The following is a 19,181-nucleotide window of genomic DNA, read 5'->3' as shown; positions in this document are numbered from 1 at the left end:
GACCAACCTACGAATACGAAGCGATCGCGCTTGAGCCAGTCGTCGAGAACGTCAAACCACCCTCTACTGGGTGCGCGTCCAACTGCGATGGTCATGAGAGCAAATCTCCAAATGTTTATAAGTACAGGTTGTATCTGTATTATAGATGGCTAGATAAATAGCCTTCTATAAGCAGAAATTTAACCGGGTTGTTAAACAAGGTTACAATTTTTTACATACCTTTAATCATATTAGGTGCAAATCGCTAACTTTTGTAGGGGATTTCTCATAAAAATTAATTTTTGATCTAGATGAGGTCAAATAGAAGAGATCGGGGGCTGGGGAGTAGGCTTTCAAGGGTAGGTATGTCAAAATCAGCCAGTAGAGAGGGAGATTTTAGAGACACCAATCTGCTGCTAAGTAAGTAGGCAAGATAAAACAAATATTATGTTTAGTTTTGTAAAAAGGCTGAAATAACAAATTTCTAAGGTATCTGCCGAATTTACATTTCGTTACATACTTGGAAATTTCCTCGCCCACTTACTTACAGTTTCATTGATCTTAGGACTTACGCAAAACTACAGGCGAATAGGGGCAATTCATGTAGCTTTAGCTGAGCGCAGGGTATTGTCCCTACCTAAAAATCATTCTTTTGGGCTATTGTTTGCCTAAGTCCTGGATATGAGGAAATAGTTCTTTCCAGTGAGGTTTCTAACTTCCTGGCTTGGTTGCTTCGAGTATTTATCCAAGCAATCGGAATTCGATAACCTCGGTAAACGATACTTAACTTATTGCTACTACTGTCAAGCGATCGCTCCAAGTTGATGCATCTGCCGCTAATGGTAAAGGTTTTTCTCCTTCTGGCTAAAGACTTAAAATCCCAGATAAATGTAGTGGACTAAAACATTCTGCCCCTTTTTTAAATATTTACCCTTGAAAGCTGTTCCCCCTACTCCTCCGGCTCTCCTGGTTCCAATTTTTCCAGTAGATCAGGGCGGCGATCGCTTGTTCTTTGAATTTGTTGTTCGTAACGCCACCGCGCGATCGCGGCGTGATTCCCACTGAGCAAAACATCAGGCACTTTTAAGCCGCGGAAATTGGCAGGACGAGTATATTGGGGATAGTCCAATAACCCTTCCTCAAAACTTTCTGCTGTCAGCGACTCAGTTTTGGCCACAGTTCCCGGTAAGAGCCGCACGACGCCATTAATCAAAGCCATTGCTGGAATTTCTCCCCCAGTCAGAATAAAATCCCCTAAAGATACTTCACGAGTTACCAAATGCAGCACCCTCTCATCCACTCCTTCGTAATGTCCGCAAATAATTACTAACTGGTCATAATTTATCGCCAATTCTTTCAAAAGAGCTTGATTGATTGTTTGACCCTGTGGACTCATCAAAATTACTTCTCTTCGGGGTAGAATCGGCCGCGACTCCACAGCCGTAAAAATAGGTTCTGGCTTCATTAGCATCCCAACGCCGCCGCCGTAGGGTTCATCATCTACCTTTCGGTGCTTGTCAGTGGTAAAGTCCCGTGGGTTAACCAGATGCACTTCGGCAATCTGTTTCGCTAAGGCTTTACCGAGTAGCCCAGAATTGAGAACAGAGTTAAAACAGTCAGGAAAAAGCGTAACTATATCAAAGCGCACAGTTATTCGTATTCGAGGACACTAATCTTAAATTTGAATGTCTAGCAAACATCATCAAGCCGAGGTGGGGTCAAACTCCAGTTAAACTTTATCAATAGTATCTAAAACTACCAGACCCCTTGGATTTTAGATGGAATCAAAAGTTTTTCTAATTACTTAATTTATGTTTAAATGTTGTCACAAGTACATTTAAATTAATAATCATATCAAGTTAACAACTTCCAGGATGCATCGAGCCAGCCTCACGAAAAAGCATAGTCTGATCTGCTCGTCCCCAACCCTAGAGGGGGAATCTAGCCCCCTAAAGACTATTTTGCCCTGCTGCAAGTGGACAGATGAAAAACAAGGCGCTGGCTTTGAGGAAGGGGAACAAACACGTTTAGGCTGAGGCAACGCGAGCGTTAAGCGAGAATTTGGAGAGTGCCTGACCCTGTTCCAAAGTTCCAAAAAGTGTCCTCTCAAAGAAGCCAAGCGCAAAAATCATGGCTGCTACTGATCCTTGTTAAATTCACCTGAAGTTGTTGACAGGAGAAACAAAATGCCGCAATTACAAGCTAAATCGCTAGAAATGAGGACACCTCAAGCAACTAAAACCGCCGTTCTGGTTATCGGAGGCGCAGAAGATAAAGTTCATGGGCGCGAAATCCTACGAACTTTTTTTGGACGTGCTGGTGCTAGTAAGGCTTATATTACAATTATTCCATCTGCCTCACGCGAACCCGCCATCATCGGTGGTCGGTATATTCGCATTTTTGAAGAAATGGGTGCCCAGAAGGTAGAAATTTTAGACATCCGCGAACGGGAACAGTGTGAAGCCTCCCAGATCAAAGCATCCTTAGAAGCCTGTAGTGGGGTGTTTTTGACAGGAGGAGACCAGCTGCGTCTGTGTGGCGTATTGGCAGATACACCAGCAATGGAAATTATTCGACAGCGTGTCAGGGCGGGGGAACTTACGTTAGCAGGCACCAGTGCAGGAGCGGCAGTGATGGGGCATCATATGATTGCTGGCGGCGGTAGTGGAGAGTCGCCAAATCGTTCCTTAATCGATATGGCAACTGGTTTGGGATTTATTCCCGAAGTAATCGTTGATCAACACTTTCACAACCGGAATCGGATGGGGCGACTGATTAGTGCGATCGCAGCTCACCCCGATCGCTTAGGTATTGGCATTGACGAAGATACTTGTGCAGTGTTTGAACGTGATGGTTGGCTACAAGTTATGGGTAAAGGCAGTGTTACAATTGTCGATCCCACTGAACTCACTCACACCAACGAACCCTATGTTGGTGCTAATGAACCGTTAACCGTGCATAATTTACGTCTTCATATCCTCAGCTACGGCGATCGCTTCCACTTGTATCAGCGCACTGTATTGCCTGCTGTACACCGAATCTCCAGCTGACGGGATAGAGTATCTGAGGTTACACTGAGTTGACCGCACATTATTATTTCTTGTTGCACAAACAATGATCAAAATACCATGTAAAAAGAAAAAACTGTTCATTGTAAACAGTTTAGCGGTCAATTTCAGTAAGAAACTAGAATTTTGGTTCCGAATCTCCATCTACCTATTCCCATGAGAATCCTCAAGATCCAGACCTTACGCGGCCCAAACTATTGGAGCATTCGACGCCACAAGCTGATCGTCATGCGCCTCGATTTAGAAACCCTTGGCGAGACACCCTCGAATGAAATCCCCGGCTTTTATGAAGGATTAGTTGAGGCGCTGCCGAGTCTGGAGGGTCACTATTGTTCGCCTGGCTGTCGTGGTGGTTTTCTGATGCGAGTCAAAGAAGGCACTATGATCGGCCATATCGTGGAACACGTAGCGCTAGAACTCCAGGAATTAGCTGGGATGCATGTCGGCTTTGGTCGCACCCGCGAAACTGCCACACCCGGAATTTATCAAGTCGTGATCGAGTACCTGAATGAGGAAGCGGGACGCTACGCTGGACGGGCCGCAGTGCGCCTGTGCCAGAGTATCGTTGATCGAGGCCGTTATCCCAAGGCAGAACTAGAGCAAGATATCCAAGACCTGAAAGACTTCACCCGTGATGCTTCCTTAGGTCCTTCTACTGAAGCGATCATCAAAGAAGCAGAAAAAAGAGGTATTCCCTGGATGTCTCTGGAAGCCCGCTTTTTGATTCAGCTAGGCTACGGCGTGAACCAGAAGCGGATGCAGGCCACAATGACTGACAACACCAGCATTCTGGGTGTAGAACTAGCTTGCGATAAAGAAGCCACTAAACGCATCCTCGCGGCTGCTGGTGCGCCAGTACCCAGAGGTACAGTGATTAACTTCTTAGACGATTTAGAACAAGCCGTTGAATACGTTGGCGGCTATCCCATCGTCATCAAGCCCCTGGATGGCAATCATGGACGTGGGATCACTATTGATATCAGAACTTGGGAAGAAGCTGAAGCCGGATACGAAGCTGCCAGACAGGTTTCCCGGTCAATTATTGTCGAAAGATATTACGTTGGGCGCGACCACAGAGTACTGGTGGTAAATGGCAAATTAGTAGCAGTAGCCGAACGCGTCCCAGCTCATGTGATTGGCAACGCCAGATCCACGATCGCCGAACTGATTGAGGAAACGAACCTTGACCCAAATCGCGGTGAAGGACATGATAACGTCCTGACCAAGATTGAACTAGACCGCACTAGCTACCAGCTGCTAGAAAGGCAAGGCTATACCCTAAATAGCGTGCCACCCAAGGGGACTATTTGTTATCTCAGGGCAACTGCAAACTTGAGTACAGGTGGTAGTGCCGTAGACCGTACTGATGAAATTCACCCAGAAAATCTCTGGTTAGCACAACGGGTAGTCAAAATTATCGGTTTGGATATCGCCGGACTCGATATTGTCACCACGGATATTAGCCGTCCTCTGCGGGAAGTGGATGGCGTGATTGTCGAAGTTAACGCCGCTCCCGGCTTCCGAATGCACGTTGCCCCAAGCGTGGGTATTCCCCGCAACGTCGCTGGCGCAGTAATGGATATGCTGTTTCCCAACGAGCAATCTAGCCAAATTCCAATCGTCAGCGTCACAGGTACTAATGGCAAAACCACTACTACCCGACTACTAGCACATATTTATAAGCAGACTGGCAAGGTAGTAGGTTATACTACTACAGATGGTACATACATCGGTGATTACTTAGTAGAAGCTGGCGATAACACAGGTCCCCAAAGTGCCCAAGTCATCCTCCAAGATCCCACAGTGGAAGTAGCAGTACTGGAAACGGCTCGCGGTGGTATTCTCCGGTCTGGATTGGGATTTGAAGCAGCAAATGTGGGGGTAGTTTTAAATGTAGCCTCTGACCACTTAGGAATAGGCGATATAGATACCATTGAGCAGTTAGCTAACCTCAAGAGTGTAGTAGCGGAAGCTGTATTCCCTGATGGTTATGCTGTACTCAATGCCGACGATCGCCGCGTCGCCGCTATGTCAGAAAAAACTAAGGCTAATATTGCTTACTTCACCATGAACCCCGACTCGGAATTAGTGCGAAAGCACATCCAAAAGGGTGGAGTAGCGGCAGTCTATGAAAATGGCTATTTGTCAATTGTTAAAGGTGATTGGACACACCGCATAGAGAGAGCAGAGAATATACCTTTAACAATGGGCGGACGTGCGCCGTTTATGATTGCCAACGCTTTAGCTGCAAGTTTGGCAGCATTCGTGCAAAACGTCACAATTGAGCAGATTCGGGCTGGTTTGAAGACCTTCCGGGCTTCAGTTAGTCAAACGCCAGGACGAATGAATCTATTTAATTTAGGCAACTACCACGCTTTGGTAGACTACGCCCACAACGCAGCCAGTTACGAAGCTGTAGGTTCCTTTGTGCGGAACTGGACTACAGGACAACGGATTGGCGTAATTGGTGGCCCTGGCGATCGCCGCGACGAAGACTTTGTGACTTTGGGCAAATTAGCAGCACAAATTTTTGATTACATCATCATCAAAGAAGACGATGACACACGGGGACGTTTACGGGGATCAGCTGCCCAGTTGATTATTCAAGGCATCACCCAAGTTAAGCCTGATAGCCGCTATGAATCAATTCTGGATGAAACTCAAGCGATAAATAAAGGCTTAGACATGGCTCCTGATAACAGTCTGGTGGTAATTTTGCCAGAAAGCGTTACTCGCGCTATTAAGTTAATTAAGCTGCGTGGTTTAGCGAAGGAAGAGACTCACCAACAAAATCCCGGCACAAACGTTATCGATTCCCAAAATGGGATCACACCTTCTTCTGTTGTTAATACCTTCCTCTAGTCAGGAATCAGGAGGAGCCAACGCACTGACTCCTGTATTCTGACTCCTTTGATCATTGTTTTTCTTCTTCCTGATTGGTTTCCTCGCTGGGAGTTTTCATCTCCTCCTTAAAACCTCGTAGGGTTTTGCCCAGTGCAGTTCCCAGTTCGGGAATTTTTTTCGGCCCAAAAATTAGAATAGCGACTATGGTCATTACAGCTATTTCTGGCCATCCCAGTCCAAACATATAAATTTCCTCTAAGGTATCTGTAATTAAATATAGACATTCATGGCTCAAATCCGATGAGTTCGCCACTCATAAGCGCTCGACCCTCTTGCAGAAACTTATGAGGCAGCATTTGTTGCTAATTTTAACGATTGTGTTCGCAAAGCGTGTCGTAGACAAGCCAAAGTATCTGCAACTCAGACTTGGATTGAATTTGCGGTCAAATGCAACTATATGGATGTGCAAAGAGGACGAGAACTTCACGGAAGTTACAACAAGGTTTTTTATCCGAGCTGTTGAATATGATTAACCATTCATCACGTTGGTTAATCAAACATTAATTTTACCTTGAATGCCCAGACATCCCATCGGGAGCATCTCAGTGAAAGCAAATATACCAAATGAGAAACAAGATTTTTGCTCCCTCTCTTTACCAAGGAGAAGGTTGGGGTGAGGTTTTACAAGGCTTTTTACAAAAGTGACATGCTCCCCATCCCATGTGTTTATGATTACGAATTACGAATTATTTTAAAACAGTCCTGACTGTACTGATTTGTTATTATCAGCATTTTCTGTTGCTATTGGTGGTAAATCTGCTGAAGGTTCAACAACCAAAGGAGCATTTTCTTCAAATCTCAGTTTTGAGCTTCTGATGTAGTCTTCATCAATCTCAAAAGCTAACCAGCGTCTTTGTAAAGTTTCTGCAACTCTACCTGTCATATTAGAACCAGCAAAAGGTTCTAAAACAATATCACCTGGTTCTGTACAAAGGTTGATAACAAACTCTGGTAAAGCTTGAGGGAATCTTGCCGGGTGTGGCTTAAAACCTTCTTGTTTGCAACGCCTTTGGTAATAATCGTTGGAAACAGTATTCGAGGCAGAAATTACATTTACGGGCTGGATTAAATCTTCAAATAAAGTTTCTTCTATAAGAGTCTGTTGCCCTATTTCTTCTTTGTCTGTACTACAACGTCCATCAATAATATTCGGGGGGATAGCGCCTCCCCTGTCCTTTCCAAATTTATCGGAAATATCATGACCTGATGGTCTAATTTTGGGTTTATAGCCATTCTTTAGAAGGTTTTTCATTGCATCACTATAAGGCTTTAAAACCCTTCTGTTATTAGCTTTAGGATGCGGTTCTTTTGACAGCCACCAAATCGTATTTACCGAATCTTTAACTCTTTCCCTGCGAACTGTTACCCATTCGGCAGGAGTGGGTAGTTTGGCTGGATTATACCAATATAATTCTTGTGCAAGATAAAATCCAAGTCCACCTTTTTCTTTTGCTTTGCATAAAGCAATAACTAGTTCAAAATGATAAAGAGAACGAACTGGTATCCCCTTAATCCAGCTGCCACCAATATCAATAACCAGTGAGCCTGTTGGTTTAAGAATACGGTAAAAATGTGCCGCATAATCTTTAAACCATTCAACATATTCATCGGCATCAACATTTCCGTATTCTTTTTTACGAACGAGTGCAAATGGTGGAGAGGTACAAATTAGGTCAATACTTTCGTCGGGAATACCTGTCATTAATTCTAGGCTGTTTCCTAAATAGGCAGCACCAAATTTTGTTTCGTAGTAAGGGTTACAATTAAGTCTCATCTAAATTTTGCTAGTACCATTGTACGGTCTATGAAGACAGTATTATCCATAGAAGCATAAGTTTTCTAACTGTTGTCTATCAGGACTCATTTCTATAAACCTCTCTACGATGTTTCACTTTAATTACACTCACTAAGAGAATATTATCAAATGTTTGATAATATTCTCTATAACCACCTACTATAATCCGATATAAAGATTCTTCGTTTGCCAATTTTTTAACACCAACTGGACGTGGTTCTATTGCTAATTCTTCAATTTTTGAGTCGATACGTTCTTTGATATCGGTTGGTAGTTTCTTGAGTTGTTTATTAGCACCCTTGATAAATTCAATTCGGTAACTCACGCGGTTTCTTTCTTGTATTCATCCCAAGATATAGTACCGTTAATTTTTGCATCTGCTATTTCAGCACGAGCATCTCTAATATCTTCTTCATCCTCTAAAAGTTCTAAAACTTTTTCTAGAGTGCTTTCGGGTGCGATATTTAGATGTTTTTGAATTAATTCCATTAGCGATCGCCTTTTGCTTGTAGTTGTCATTTGTACACCTCTTTAATATTATTGCTTTTGTTTATTCTCGCTGAACTGGTAAACCTAACCAATCGCTTAATTCATCAGCTACCCATTCCAGTTCCGCTTCAGATTTAATCGCACCACTAATACCACCAAGTTGATATTTTTTTACTCCTACCCAAATATCCAATTGTGCTGGAACGGCAATTCTAGTGCCTTCAGAGTCTTTAGTAAAATGTTTGGGAATGTAAACCAACTTAGTAATACTTTGTCTTGGCGATGTACGCGGACGATAAAATTTCCAAGCAAACAACTCCCAGCTTAGGCTAATTTGTTTATGATTCAGGCGTAAGCAGATGCGTCCAAATAAATGAAAGAGAATTTTATACACCATGACAAAGCCAGCACCCCAAAAAGGAAGTGAGAACATAGCAAAGGGGATGTTGACAGGAAAAGGTGCACAGAGTCCGCCAATTGTCCAAAATAAGATAAATGAATTCCAAGCGATCGCAAATAAACCTGTGAATAATATTGATGCATCAAAACCAGTCGGTGGAACGATAATTTCCAGAGAATCCCCATTTTTGGTTAGTTGAATCTTACTTCCATCTGGTTTGCCAACAACTAAAGCAGGTGAGTTTATCGGTTGTGGTTTCTCTAAAGCTGTGATCGCTTCGGTAGCAGAACTCAAACGCCGTTCTAAACTGGGTTCAATCATCGATCTCAACCAATTGCTAAAGCTGGGACTGAGATTAGCCGCTTGTTCAAACTGAATCCGAAAATCCTTTTGGGGTAAATCGGCGGGGTAAGTACCCGTCACTAAATAAATTAAAGTTGCACCTAAACTATAAAGGTCTGATGCTGCAACAGTGCGTCCGCCAAATTGTTCGGGTGGCATATAGCCATAAGTTCCTACCACAGTTCTTGTGCCGGTTTCTGTGGCGAGGACTGTCTGCACTGAGCCAAAATCTACCAAATAGAGTTGACCGACACTATTACCAGAGCGATCGCCCAATAAAATATTGCTAGGCTTAATATCACGGTGAATTATAGGCGGATACAGCCCATGTAAGTAAATGAGAATCTCTAAAAGTGCTTTAGCTATCTGTTTGACTTCTGCTTCTGTAAAAGTCCGCCCAGTTTGTAAGTATTGCTCTAAAGTTTGTGCAGGAATATAAGTTTGTACCAGGGTAAATCCTTTGATGGTTGGTAAATTTACCTCAAAATAGTTTAAATAGCGAGGAATTAAGGGATGTGCTAAGTTTTTTAAAGTTTCGGCTTCCCGCTCAAACAGCTTGAGTGAATCCCACTCAAAGTCACCACCAAAAGAGAGTAACTTGATGACAACTAATTCCTGAGTGTTCAAATCACGAGCTAACAGCGTCCGCCGCCCCGCTTTTTTTCCTAATAGCTGCTGAACTTTGTAGCGTTCACCTAATATTTCGTCAATCATCATGGTTTCTGATAATGCTAGGGTTGAAAAGTTTTTATAGCTTATGGCTTTTCAATTTGGCAAACCGATATCTTTAGTATAATTGCGTAGTTCTATGCCCTCCCAACTTTGGCCTTATATTTCCCCTGGTATTCCCGATGAATTGTTTGAACATTTGCCAGGAATTCCCCTGAGCCAGCGAGAAGTCCGACTACTATTAATTGCCCAACTGCGGCTAAAATCAGATTCTGTGTTGTGGGATATTGGCGCAGGGACGGGTACAATTCCGGTAGAAGTGGGGCTATTGTGTCCAGGTGGACAGATTATTGCTATAGAAAGGGATGAAGAAGTAGCTAATCTAATTAAGCGAAACTGTGATCGCTTTGAAGTCAAAAATGTCGAAGTTATTGAAGGTAGTGCCCCAGAGTGTTTGCATCACCTCAAAGTTACTCCTCACCGCGTTTGTATTGAGGGAGGACGCCCTATTCAAGAAATTCTGCAAGCAGCTTGGCATTATTTGCCACCATCCGGTCGGGTTGTAGCCACAGCTGCTAATCTAGAAAGTCTGTATGCTATTTCCCAGAGCTTTTCCCTGTTAAGGGCTAGAAATATCGAAGTCGTCCAGTCTGCGGTTAACCGCCTAGAGACGCGCGGCTTTTCTCAAACCTTTACCGCCGTTGATCCGATTTTTATCCTCAGTGGTGAGAAACTGGATTAGGGAATGGGGCATGGGGCATAGGGCATGGGGCATTGGAAGAGGGGGGAAAGCAAGGGAGAAAACGGAGATGAGGAAGTAGAGGGAGCAGGGAAAGCAGGGAAGCAGGGAAAGAAAAAATAAATAACTATATTAATGCCCAATGCCCAATACCCAATACCCAATACCCAATGCCCAACCCAATGCCCAATACTTCTCTACGAGAGGCTGCGCCAACGACTTCGCTACTTGGACGTCGCTCAGTACAAGTCAGTACAAGTGCCCAATGCCCAATACTTCTCTACGAGAGGCTACGACAACGACTTCGCTACTTCTCTACGAGAGGCTGCGCCAACGACGTCGCTCAGTACAAGTCAGTACAAGTCAGTACAAGTGCCCAATGCCCAATATTTAATACTTCTATGCCTTGGTCTCGGATTATTAGTGGAATTGTTGCGATCGCTCTTGCTCTTTCTGTTACCCTTTTGGGGGGTTGGTACTTTACCATCATGTTTGCGGTTATCGTCTTTTTGGGTCAACAGGAATATTTTAATTTGGTGCGAGCCAGAGGCATCACTCCCGCCGCTAAAACCACAATGGCTGTCAGCCAAGTATTGCTGGTGATTTGTACCCTAAATGGCAGTTTAGCTGATGCTGTGATGCCAATAGCTGGCACACTGATTTGTTTTTACCTGCTGTTTCAACCAAAATTTGCCACGATCGCTGATGTTTCCGCTTCTATTATGGGGCTATTTTACGTCGGTTATTTACCGAGTTACTGGGTGCGGTTACGAGCAATTGATAGTGCAGCTTTTAGCAATCTCCCTTTCGGAGGTTACTGGCCGACAACCTGGACAGATTTCTGGGAAAAAGCAAATTCCGCTTCTCTACCACAAGGTTTTACAGCAACACTGCTGACTTTTTTGTGTATTTGGGCAGCCGATATCGGTGCTTACACCATTGGCAAATTCTTTGGTAAAACCCGTCTGTCTGAGATTAGCCCGAAAAAAACTGTAGAAGGTGCTGTCTTTGGCATCATCTTCAGTGTTGCCGTAGCCATAGCAGGAGCCTATTATCTACATTTGCCTAAATCCCCCTTCACTGGTTTAGCATTGGGTTTGTTGATTGGCATTGCTAGTATTTTAGGGGATCTTACCGAATCTATGCTCAAGCGAGATGCTGGAGTCAAAGATTCTGGACAATTAATTCCCGGTCACGGTGGTATTTTAGACCGTACCGATAGTTATATTTTCACCGCTCCCTTGGTTTACTATTTTGTGACACTATTGTTGCCGCTACTTAGCAAATAAGTGAGTTAGGCATTGGTTATTTCTCCCTCATCCCCCTTATCCCCCTCATCTTCCCTACTCCACACTCCCCACTCCCCCGTCTTGTTTCGAGAGGCGCCAGATCATTTAAAATAGGTTATTAGTATTTTTTAATCGGTAATCATCAAGGATTAACGTTAATCCGTCCACGACACACCAGTTTGCGTGGGATCAGCGTTAGTTCTTGGATATCGACATCTGAGCCAAGATCCAGATTGTACTCATGATTGTCCTCTAATATATCTCCCTGGTCGGGCTTGATTGGGATATGTGTTACTTGCAACTCATGCCCACTGACTAACCGTAAGCCCAGACAAATCTCTAGAGGTGTGGTTTCACTATTGGTTCCTCTCATGCCTCGGAGTATAATTTGATTATTCTCAAGGATAATTTCTTGCCAATTAATTGGTTGTAACTGTGGGCAATCTGTTGGTAAAACCTTAACCAATAGATCACTCAAAGCAGTAGATAATAAGTCAGATGAGAGAGAAGCATTCAGATCCTTCTCGTCTACGATCAAATCGCCAACCACTGGTACTGTTTCTAACAGTTGTAGAGGTTGTCCCTTGAGTACCGAGCCGATATTTATCCGAATATTTTCTGCTATTAATTGAATTTGTGTAATCAGGAGACCTTGATAAACTGCATGAGTAGCAAAAATAGATACCGCGGGGATGCGCCCAGAGATAATTTGGCGATCGCTGGCTTTAATCTCCACTTTTAATTCCGATATTTGGCTCACTTGTGCTCTTAACCACAGCTTTAGTGCTGTTGTGAGTACCTGCGTAATGATGCGGATTTTACTTGTATTTGTTGGTGGGAAATTTCGCTCTGGCATTTAACCAATTTAATTAAACAAGCTTTAAATGTAACATTTATGCCTACTCGCTACAAAATGCAAATATCATTTAATTGTTAACAGTAAATAAGCAATTTCCACATGGAGGCACGGTTACAAAAAATTCTCGCTCAATGGGGTATTGCCTCACGTCGGGAAGCCGAAGAAATGATTAGGCACTCACGGGTACGGATCAATGGAGAATTGGCACATTTAGGTCAAAAAGTTGATCCCCAAAAAGATGCGATCGCAATCGATGGTAAACCCATATCAGTAAAGCACCGTCCGGCTTTAATATATTTATTGCTGCATAAACCTGCGGGAGTGGTTTCGACTTGCGATGACCCCCAGAGCAGACCGACAGTTCTGGACCTACTACCCAAAGAATTACGAGAAGGTTCCGGTATTCACCCAGTTGGACGTTTAGATGCAGACTCTACAGGAGCATTAATCCTGACAAATGACGGAGAACTGACATTTGGACTAACCCATCCACGTCACAGTATTTCCAAGACATATCGTGTTTTGGTCAAAGGACATCCTCCAGAAGCAGTACTACATAAGTGGCGCCAGGGTGTGATGTTGCAGGGTAGAAAAACTAGGGCTGCTAAGGTACAGCTAATAGAACATTGTGCCGAGCAAAGCTTTTTAGAAATAGTGTTGCAGGAGGGAAGAAATCGCCAAATTCGCCGTATAGCCGAACAGTTAGGATACCCAGTAATCAAACTGCATCGGACTGCGATCGGTTCAATTCAATTACAAACTTCAAAAGAAGCCTTTTTAGATGAGGGTAAATATCGTTCTCTCAAAGATTATGAGATTCACTTTTTGCAAGAGCAAATAATACAACCTATTAAAGATTCAGTGGAATTAAGGAGCGTCAGCAGGCATGAAATGGCCAAGAAAGAAGAATAATCACCAGCCATCACTTTCATTAGAGCAACAACGATCTGAAAAGTTGGCAGAATTAGGCGCTAAACTTTTGGCATTGCGTCAAGCACAAGGCTTATCTTTAGAGCAAGTGGTTGTATTGACCAGGATTCCCCGGCGATTATTGCAGGCGATCGAAGAAGGTAATTTAAAGGAACTGCCAGAACCAATTTATATTCAGGGTTTGATCAGGCAATTTTCCGAAGCACTCGGCTTGAATGGAGTGGAATTTTCTGGCACTTTTCCGATCAGTTCTGCACCAGTGAACTCCCAAGGTATGGGGAATATTTCACCCCTTAGTCAATTACGTCCAATTCATCTTTACTTTCTTTACATATTGCTAATTTTCTGCTCTGTAAATGGCTTATCTCAGTTATTAAATAACGCTGTACTACAAGCAAGTAATAGCCAAAACCAGCCGTACCAAAAACAAAAGTCCCTTGTTAAACCAGAACTAGCCCAACGAAAAGAGCCAGTTGAGGTTGAACCGGTCAGCGATCGCCTTAGCAAAGTCCACGAGGGACAGCCTGTACAGATTGGTGTCACCTTGAAAGCGTCATCTTGGATTCGCGTAGTAGCCGATGGCAAAACCGAGTTTGAGGGTATTCTGCCAGAGGGAACTCATCGGACTTGGAAAGCCCAACAGCAACTGACAGTGAAAACTGATAATGCTGGTGGTGTATTGATGAGCGTCAATCAAGAGAAGGCGAAGGAAATGGGAGAGCCGGGCAAAGAGGAAGAAATTAGGATTGCTGCTAAACCTAAGTTTTGAGATGAGGAGGATGAGGAGGACAAGGAGGACAAGGAGGCATTTACTCCTCGCTCTTCCTTGTCTCCCTTGTCTCCCTTATCTCCTCACTGGGCTTGCGGGGCGCGTCCATTAAGTCTGGTAAGAACTTTTAAGCGATCGCCTAATTCCTCTGTCAACCCTGCTGCTTGATAGCGCCACTCCCAGTTCCCCTCAGCAACACTGGGAAAATTCATCCGCGCTTCGTTTCCTAATCCCAAAATATCTTGCAAAGGAATAATCGCTTGGTTGGCTATGGAACTCAAAGCTAGGCGAATTAAATCCCAGTGGATGCCTTCAGGACTAATAGAACCTAAATAAAGCAAGAGGTTTTGCTTTTCGTTGTCATTAGCTGAATTGAACCAGCCTACAGTTGTGTCATTATCGTGAGTGCCAGTGTAAACTACAGCATTTCTGGGGTAATTGAATGGTAAAAAGGGATTATCGGGATCAGAACCAAAAGCAAACTGCAAAATTTTCATCCCCGGAAATTCATACTTGTCTCGCAGCGCTTCTACCTCTGGTGTAATTACTCCCAAATCTTCGGCTAAAACGGGTAGCTTACCCAACTTTTCCCTAATCACTTCAAAAAAAGCATCTCCAGGCGCTTCCACCCATTTCCCATTCATCGCAGTTTCTTCGCCTTGGGCCACTGACCAATAAGCCTGGAAACCCCGGAAGTGATCAATGCGAATTATATCTACATAATCCAGCATTGCTTCAAAGCGCTGTACCCACCATTTAAAATCTTGTTTTTGCAATTCTTCCCAGTTATAAACCGGGTTTCCCCACAATTGACCAGTGGCGCTAAAGTAATCTGGTGGAACTCCTGCCATTTGGGCAGCAGCTCCTGTCTCTTTGTCTAAGCAAAAGATGTCGGGATGCGCCCACACGTCAGCGCTATCATGAGCTACATAGATGGGGATATCGCCGATAATGTCAATGCCGCGCATGTTGGCGTAGCTTTTCAGCTCTGACCACTGGCGGAAAAACTTAAATTGGACAAACTTATAATAAAAAATCTCTCCGTTGAGCCGATGTTGTACTTCATCTAATGCTTGCGGATCACGCTTGACAATTTCTGCCTCCCATGTATGCCAGTTTGCATTGTTGTTGGCATCTTTGAGCGCCATAAATAAGGCGTAATTATCTAGCCAATAGGCTTTACTGTCGCAAAAACCCTCAAACTCTTTATGCTGGATAGGCGTAGCATTCACTCTAAAGTTTTCACAGGCTTTTTTGAGTAGCTCAATCTTAATCGGCACAACCTGCTCAAAATCTACCTTCTCTACCGGAAATCCTGGTAAGTTAGCAAAGTCTTCTTCAGCTAGCAAACCCTCATCTAGGAGTTTTTCTGGGCTAATCAGCAGGGGATTTCCCGCCATTGCCGAGTAGCACATATAGGGAGAATTGCCGTATGCAGTGGGGCCTAAGGGTAAAACTTGCCAATATTGTTGATGGCTCTCGTTGAGAAAATCGATGAAGCGATAGGCTTCTAAGCCTAAATCTCCAACGCCAAATCGACTGGGAAAGGAGGTAGGATGCAGCAAAATGCCACTGGATCTAGGAAAAGGCATATTTAACCTGAATTATGGGAGGAAGCGATTGTCTGATCAACACGCTACGCGATCGCATTGAATTTATCACAGAACAGCATTTGCAAGGTAAATCAAGTAAACTCATTTTGTTTGTCCTTAGTCAAGGACTAATGACCAATGACCAATGACTAATAGCTATGACTTACCGAAATCCTACACCGACAGTTGATATCATCATTGAATTAGTAGATCGGCCTCATCGGCCAATAGTGTTAATTGAAAGACAGAATCTACCTTTAGGTTGGGCAATTCCTGGTGGTTTTGTAGATTATGGGGAAGCGGTGGAAGTGGCGGCGCGGCGAGAAGCTGAGGAAGAAACTGGTTTGCAGGTGGAGTTAGTTGAACAATTATTAGTGTATTCTGACCCGAATCGCGATCCGCGTCAGCATACGATTAGTATTGTGTTTTTGGCGACAGCGACGGGGGAACCAAAGGCTGGCGATGATGCTAAGGGTGTAAGTATTTTTGAGTCTTGGCGAGTGCCTAGTAATTTATGTTTTGACCACGATCGCATTTTGCGGGATTATTGGCGATATCGGCATTATGGGATACGTCCGAGGTTAGGGTAAAAGGAACGAACCGCGAAGGACGCAAAGGGCGCAAAGAGAAGAGAGGAGAGGAATATCTGTGACACAAAATTTTTGTGATTATACTGTGTCAATGGTATTTAAAGGTGCATTATGGATGCTAAGGAACTGTTGGAGAAATACGCCGAAGGACAACGGAACTTTCAGGGAGCAGTACTAAAAAATGTAGACCTCAGAAATACAGACCTGATTGAAATAGACTTATCTAATGCCGACCTGACTGGTGCCAATTTTAAATGTGCAGATTTAAGTAAGGCAAATCTGACAAAAGCAAAAATTAACGGAACTGACTTCAGTAAAGCATCTCTATCAGTAGCAAATTTTAGTGAGGTGAATGGTGCAGGAATTTGGGGGCATCGCAGTTGGCTAGAGCCTCCAGCAAACTTTAGTGGTGCAAACTTAAGCAGTATCAACTTAAGTGGTGCAAACTTTAGTGGTGCAAACTTCAGTCACGCCAACTTAGACAAGGCAAATTTAAGTGGTGCAAACTTTAGTAGTGCAAACTTGAGTCACACCAACTTAGACAAGGCAAATTTAAGTGGTGCAAACTTTAGTAGTGCAAAACTGATAGAAGTGTCCTTAATAGGAGCAGATTTGAGTAATTCAACACTCAGTAGTGTAGACTTTAGTGGAGTTTCCTTAGTAGAAGCGGATTTGAGTCGAGCTAACTTACAAGGCGTAAACTTTCAAAATGCAAATCTACAGGGTGCTAAACTGCAAGCAGTAAATTTAAAGAATTTTAATCTATCAGGCTTAAATTTGGCTGGAACTGATCTGGCTGGAGCCAATCTCACACAGGCAAACCTCAGACAATCTTCTCTCCAAAGGGCAAATCTGGAGAGAGCAGTTCTGCAAGGAGCAGATTTGAGAAAGGTAAATTTGAAGGAAACCAATTTGACCAGAGCAGACTTGACTGATGCTACTACTTATGGATGGCTAATTGAGGATGCTGACTTCAGTCGTGCAATAATGCCAGATGGAGAACCCTACAAGCCGATCGCTTCTGAGGTAGAAATCGGTAAACAGGAAACATCGTTAAATAAAGTAATACCTATGACTCGTAAAGTAATTCGTACTGATAACGCACCGGCTCCAGTCGGCCCTTATAATCAAGCGATCGCAGCTTCTGGTCAACTTGTATTCGTCGCTGGACAAATTGCCATTGATCCCCGCCTTGGTGATGTCGTCTACACTGAGGATGTCAAAAAGCAAACTGAGCAAGTATTAGCTAATCTGGAAGCCATCCTCACAGCATCTGGTGCGACTTTTCAAGATGTCGTCAAGACCACCGTATTTCTCGCTGATATGAATGATTTCGCAGCGGTGAATGCCGTCTATGCTAAATATTTCCCCGAAGATACAGCCCCAGCGCGGGCTTGTGTCCAGGTATCGCGCTTACCGAAAGATGTCTTAGTAGAAATTGATGCGATCGCGGTAATTAGTGGTTAGGAGAAATAGATCAATGAGCAAAATTTTAACAGTTACATTTGATGGTTCTGTTTTACGCCCAGATATACCACTTGATTTAGAAGCAAACAAGCGCTACGTAATTACTATCGTTTCAGAGAGATAAATCATGAACATTAAACTCAAACCTGAACATGAGCAATTTATCCAAGCCCAAATTGCTAGTGGGAAATTTACGAATGCAGATGAAGTACTTGATGTAGCATTTCAACTGCTAGAAAAATTAAATTTTGAGTATGTGCAATGGGTGGAAGAAACTCGGCAAAAAGTTGATGTCGCAATTGCTGAAATTGAACGGGGAGAAGTTTTGGATGGTGAAACTGTAGTGATGCAGATCCTCGAAAAATTTCAAAAGGCGCGTGAGGCTTAGTAATGAGTCGCTATGTCATTTCACTATCTGCAAGTCGTGACTTAAATGAAATTTCTGATTACTTTTTAATCCAAAACCTGGAAGCAGGAGAAAAACTATTTAGAGAGTTTAACAATAAATGTCAAAATTTAGCGGTGTTTCCAAATATGGGACGTAGCTATGCTTATATTAAACCTTCCTTACGTGGCTTGCCGCTAGATGGATATGTAATTCTGTACCAAATGATTGATGATGGGGTTAAAATTTTGCGCGTTGTTAGCGGTCGTCAAGATTTAGAATCTTTATTTGCAGAGTCGGATGAAGAGTAAAGCCAAAAATTTTGTTAACTAGGATGAAAAAATATAAAGACGTTCTTTAGCTTGCCGTAAAGTGCAGATAAAACTCTGTTAATTACCTCTCAACAATAGCGATCGCCTCCATAATTTTGGGAATACTGAAATTAAGCCCTACTAAAAGAGTAGTAAAAATGGCAGAAAATCGCATCAGTGCCAACTTAGCCCCAGCAGACAAAGAAGCAGTCATGCAGGCGATCGCTACAATTAGAGAAAAGTTACCGTTTTTGGTTGATTTGACCCCTGAAGATCGGCGAAAAATCCTAAAAATGGGAGATAAAAGTCGAGCTTTTGTCAACATTGAGCCTCAGAAGGTCAATGTCGAGCTTAAATCAAGGTTATACCATTTCACACAAACCCTGATACATATAGATTTCTCATAGGGGCACAGCAATGCTCATGCGTGTCAACTTAACGTAAAAGCCATGTCCCGCAAGGAACTGAAGTTCCTTATTAATATATCTGGTATTTTCGCTAAAACTGCGTCGTATTTTTCTCGACTGCCTCGCTTTGCTAACTCCCCTAGATAAATTTCAGTTGTTAGTGCAGCGATTTTCTCCGCAACTGCTGTCGCCACAAA

The 19,181-nt window shown here is 43.3% G+C and carries 20 protein-coding genes; 12 read left to right on the top strand and 8 right to left on the bottom strand.

What is annotated here, in order from left to right; translation table 11 throughout:
• Window positions 1-928: 928 nt before the first annotated feature.
• Window positions 929-1,627 (bottom strand): tRNA (guanosine(37)-N1)-methyltransferase TrmD, encoded by a 699-nt coding sequence (trmD, locus tag ACYTXL_RS01590; RefSeq protein ID WP_461923193.1) that lies wholly within the window; start codon window positions 1,625-1,627, stop codon window positions 929-931.
• A gap of 538 nt (window positions 1,628-2,165) precedes the next feature.
• Between trmD and ACYTXL_RS01585 the strand changes: the two genes are divergently transcribed.
• A complete protein-coding gene (locus tag ACYTXL_RS01585) occupies window positions 2,166-3,029 on the top strand; it encodes a cyanophycinase (protein WP_292792528.1) in 864 nt (287 codons plus the stop codon).
• 174 nt (window positions 3,030-3,203) lie between these two features.
• A complete protein-coding gene (gene cphA, locus ACYTXL_RS01580) occupies window positions 3,204-5,909 on the top strand; it encodes a cyanophycin synthetase (RefSeq protein ID WP_461923197.1) in 2,706 nt (901 codons plus the stop codon).
• Window positions 5,910-5,961: 52 nt separating this feature from the next.
• Here the strand turns inward: cphA and tatA are convergent, their stop codons facing one another.
• The 5 genes from tatA to ACYTXL_RS01555 form a co-directional block, all read right to left on the bottom strand.
• Complete coding sequence (tatA, locus tag ACYTXL_RS01575) at window positions 5,962-6,135, bottom strand: twin-arginine translocase TatA/TatE family subunit (RefSeq protein WP_461923196.1); 174 nt, start codon at window positions 6,133-6,135, stop codon at window positions 5,962-5,964.
• A 507-nt stretch (window positions 6,136-6,642) separates the two neighbouring features.
• Window positions 6,643-7,725, bottom strand: coding sequence for a DNA-methyltransferase (locus ACYTXL_RS01570; RefSeq protein WP_461923192.1), 1,083 nt, complete (start codon window positions 7,723-7,725; stop codon window positions 6,643-6,645).
• A gap of 79 nt (window positions 7,726-7,804) precedes the next feature.
• On the bottom strand, window positions 7,805-8,071 hold the full coding sequence (locus ACYTXL_RS01565; RefSeq protein ID WP_461923191.1) for a type II toxin-antitoxin system RelE family toxin: 267 nt from the start codon (window positions 8,069-8,071) through the stop codon (window positions 7,805-7,807).
• Window positions 8,068-8,265 carry a hypothetical protein gene (locus tag ACYTXL_RS01560; protein ID WP_461923190.1) on the bottom strand — a complete coding sequence of 66 codons (198 nt, stop codon included), beginning with the start codon at window positions 8,263-8,265 and terminating at the stop codon, window positions 8,068-8,070. The genes ACYTXL_RS01565 and ACYTXL_RS01560 overlap by 4 nt, the downstream gene beginning before the upstream one ends.
• A gap of 31 nt (window positions 8,266-8,296) precedes the next feature.
• Window positions 8,297-9,691: a serine/threonine protein kinase gene (locus ACYTXL_RS01555; RefSeq protein WP_461923195.1), complete on the bottom strand. Its 1,395-nt coding sequence runs from the start codon at window positions 9,689-9,691 to the stop codon at window positions 8,297-8,299.
• A gap of 94 nt (window positions 9,692-9,785) precedes the next feature.
• Between ACYTXL_RS01555 and cbiT the strand changes: the two genes are divergently transcribed.
• Together cbiT and ACYTXL_RS01545 are read left to right on the top strand one after the other, a co-directional pair.
• Window positions 9,786-10,388, top strand: a complete 603-nt coding sequence (gene cbiT / locus ACYTXL_RS01550; RefSeq protein ID WP_461923189.1) for a precorrin-6Y C5,15-methyltransferase subunit CbiT — start codon at window positions 9,786-9,788, stop codon at window positions 10,386-10,388.
• A gap of 398 nt (window positions 10,389-10,786) precedes the next feature.
• Window positions 10,787-11,674 carry a phosphatidate cytidylyltransferase gene (locus ACYTXL_RS01545; protein WP_461923194.1) on the top strand — a complete coding sequence of 296 codons (888 nt, stop codon included), beginning with the start codon at window positions 10,787-10,789 and terminating at the stop codon, window positions 11,672-11,674.
• A gap of 142 nt (window positions 11,675-11,816) precedes the next feature.
• On the opposite strand, the gene ACYTXL_RS01540 is transcribed toward ACYTXL_RS01545, so the two are convergent.
• The gene (locus ACYTXL_RS01540) at window positions 11,817-12,530 is read right to left on the bottom strand and encodes an LmeA family phospholipid-binding protein (protein WP_461923188.1); all 714 of its coding nucleotides are present in this window, start codon (window positions 12,528-12,530) and stop codon (window positions 11,817-11,819) included.
• Between the two features lie 102 nt (window positions 12,531-12,632).
• Between ACYTXL_RS01540 and ACYTXL_RS01535 the strand changes: the two genes are divergently transcribed.
• The gene (locus ACYTXL_RS01535; RefSeq protein ID WP_461923187.1) at window positions 12,633-13,445 is read left to right on the top strand and encodes a pseudouridine synthase; all 813 of its coding nucleotides are present in this window, start codon (window positions 12,633-12,635) and stop codon (window positions 13,443-13,445) included.
• A complete protein-coding gene (locus tag ACYTXL_RS01530) occupies window positions 13,420-14,232 on the top strand; it encodes a helix-turn-helix domain-containing protein (protein ID WP_461923186.1) in 813 nt (270 codons plus the stop codon). The genes ACYTXL_RS01535 and ACYTXL_RS01530 overlap by 26 nt, the downstream gene beginning before the upstream one ends.
• Window positions 14,233-14,315: 83 nt before the next feature.
• On the opposite strand, the gene malQ is transcribed toward ACYTXL_RS01530, so the two are convergent.
• Window positions 14,316-15,824 (bottom strand): 4-alpha-glucanotransferase, encoded by a 1,509-nt coding sequence (gene malQ, locus ACYTXL_RS01525; protein WP_461923185.1) that lies wholly within the window; start codon window positions 15,822-15,824, stop codon window positions 14,316-14,318.
• 14 nt (window positions 15,825-15,838) lie between these two features.
• On the opposite strand from malQ, the gene ACYTXL_RS01520 reads away from it, so the two are divergent.
• The 6 genes from ACYTXL_RS01520 to ACYTXL_RS01495 all read left to right on the top strand — a co-directional run bounded on the left by ACYTXL_RS01520 (window position 15,839) and on the right by ACYTXL_RS01495 (window position 18,984).
• A complete protein-coding gene (locus ACYTXL_RS01520; protein ID WP_461923184.1) occupies window positions 15,839-15,973 on the top strand; it encodes a hypothetical protein in 135 nt (44 codons plus the stop codon).
• A 9-nt stretch (window positions 15,974-15,982) separates the two neighbouring features.
• The gene (locus ACYTXL_RS01515) at window positions 15,983-16,414 is read left to right on the top strand and encodes an NUDIX domain-containing protein (protein ID WP_461923183.1); all 432 of its coding nucleotides are present in this window, start codon (window positions 15,983-15,985) and stop codon (window positions 16,412-16,414) included.
• Between the two features lie 111 nt (window positions 16,415-16,525).
• The gene (locus tag ACYTXL_RS01510; protein ID WP_461923182.1) at window positions 16,526-17,881 is read left to right on the top strand and encodes a Rid family detoxifying hydrolase; all 1,356 of its coding nucleotides are present in this window, start codon (window positions 16,526-16,528) and stop codon (window positions 17,879-17,881) included.
• Between the two features lie 127 nt (window positions 17,882-18,008).
• Entirely contained in the window at window positions 18,009-18,269 is a 261-nt protein-coding gene (locus tag ACYTXL_RS01505) for a ribbon-helix-helix domain-containing protein (protein WP_461923181.1), read from the top strand.
• A 2-nt stretch (window positions 18,270-18,271) separates the two neighbouring features.
• Window positions 18,272-18,577 (top strand): type II toxin-antitoxin system RelE/ParE family toxin, encoded by a 306-nt coding sequence (locus tag ACYTXL_RS01500; RefSeq protein ID WP_461923180.1) that lies wholly within the window; start codon window positions 18,272-18,274, stop codon window positions 18,575-18,577.
• Window positions 18,578-18,735: 158 nt separating this feature from the next.
• Window positions 18,736-18,984, top strand: coding sequence for a hypothetical protein (locus ACYTXL_RS01495; RefSeq protein WP_461923198.1), 249 nt, complete (start codon window positions 18,736-18,738; stop codon window positions 18,982-18,984).
• The last annotated feature ends 197 nt before the right edge of the window (window positions 18,985-19,181 follow it).

It is taken from the genome of Nostoc sp. (genome assembly GCF_054880495.1).
This window is presented reverse-complemented; position numbering and strand designations above follow the sequence as displayed.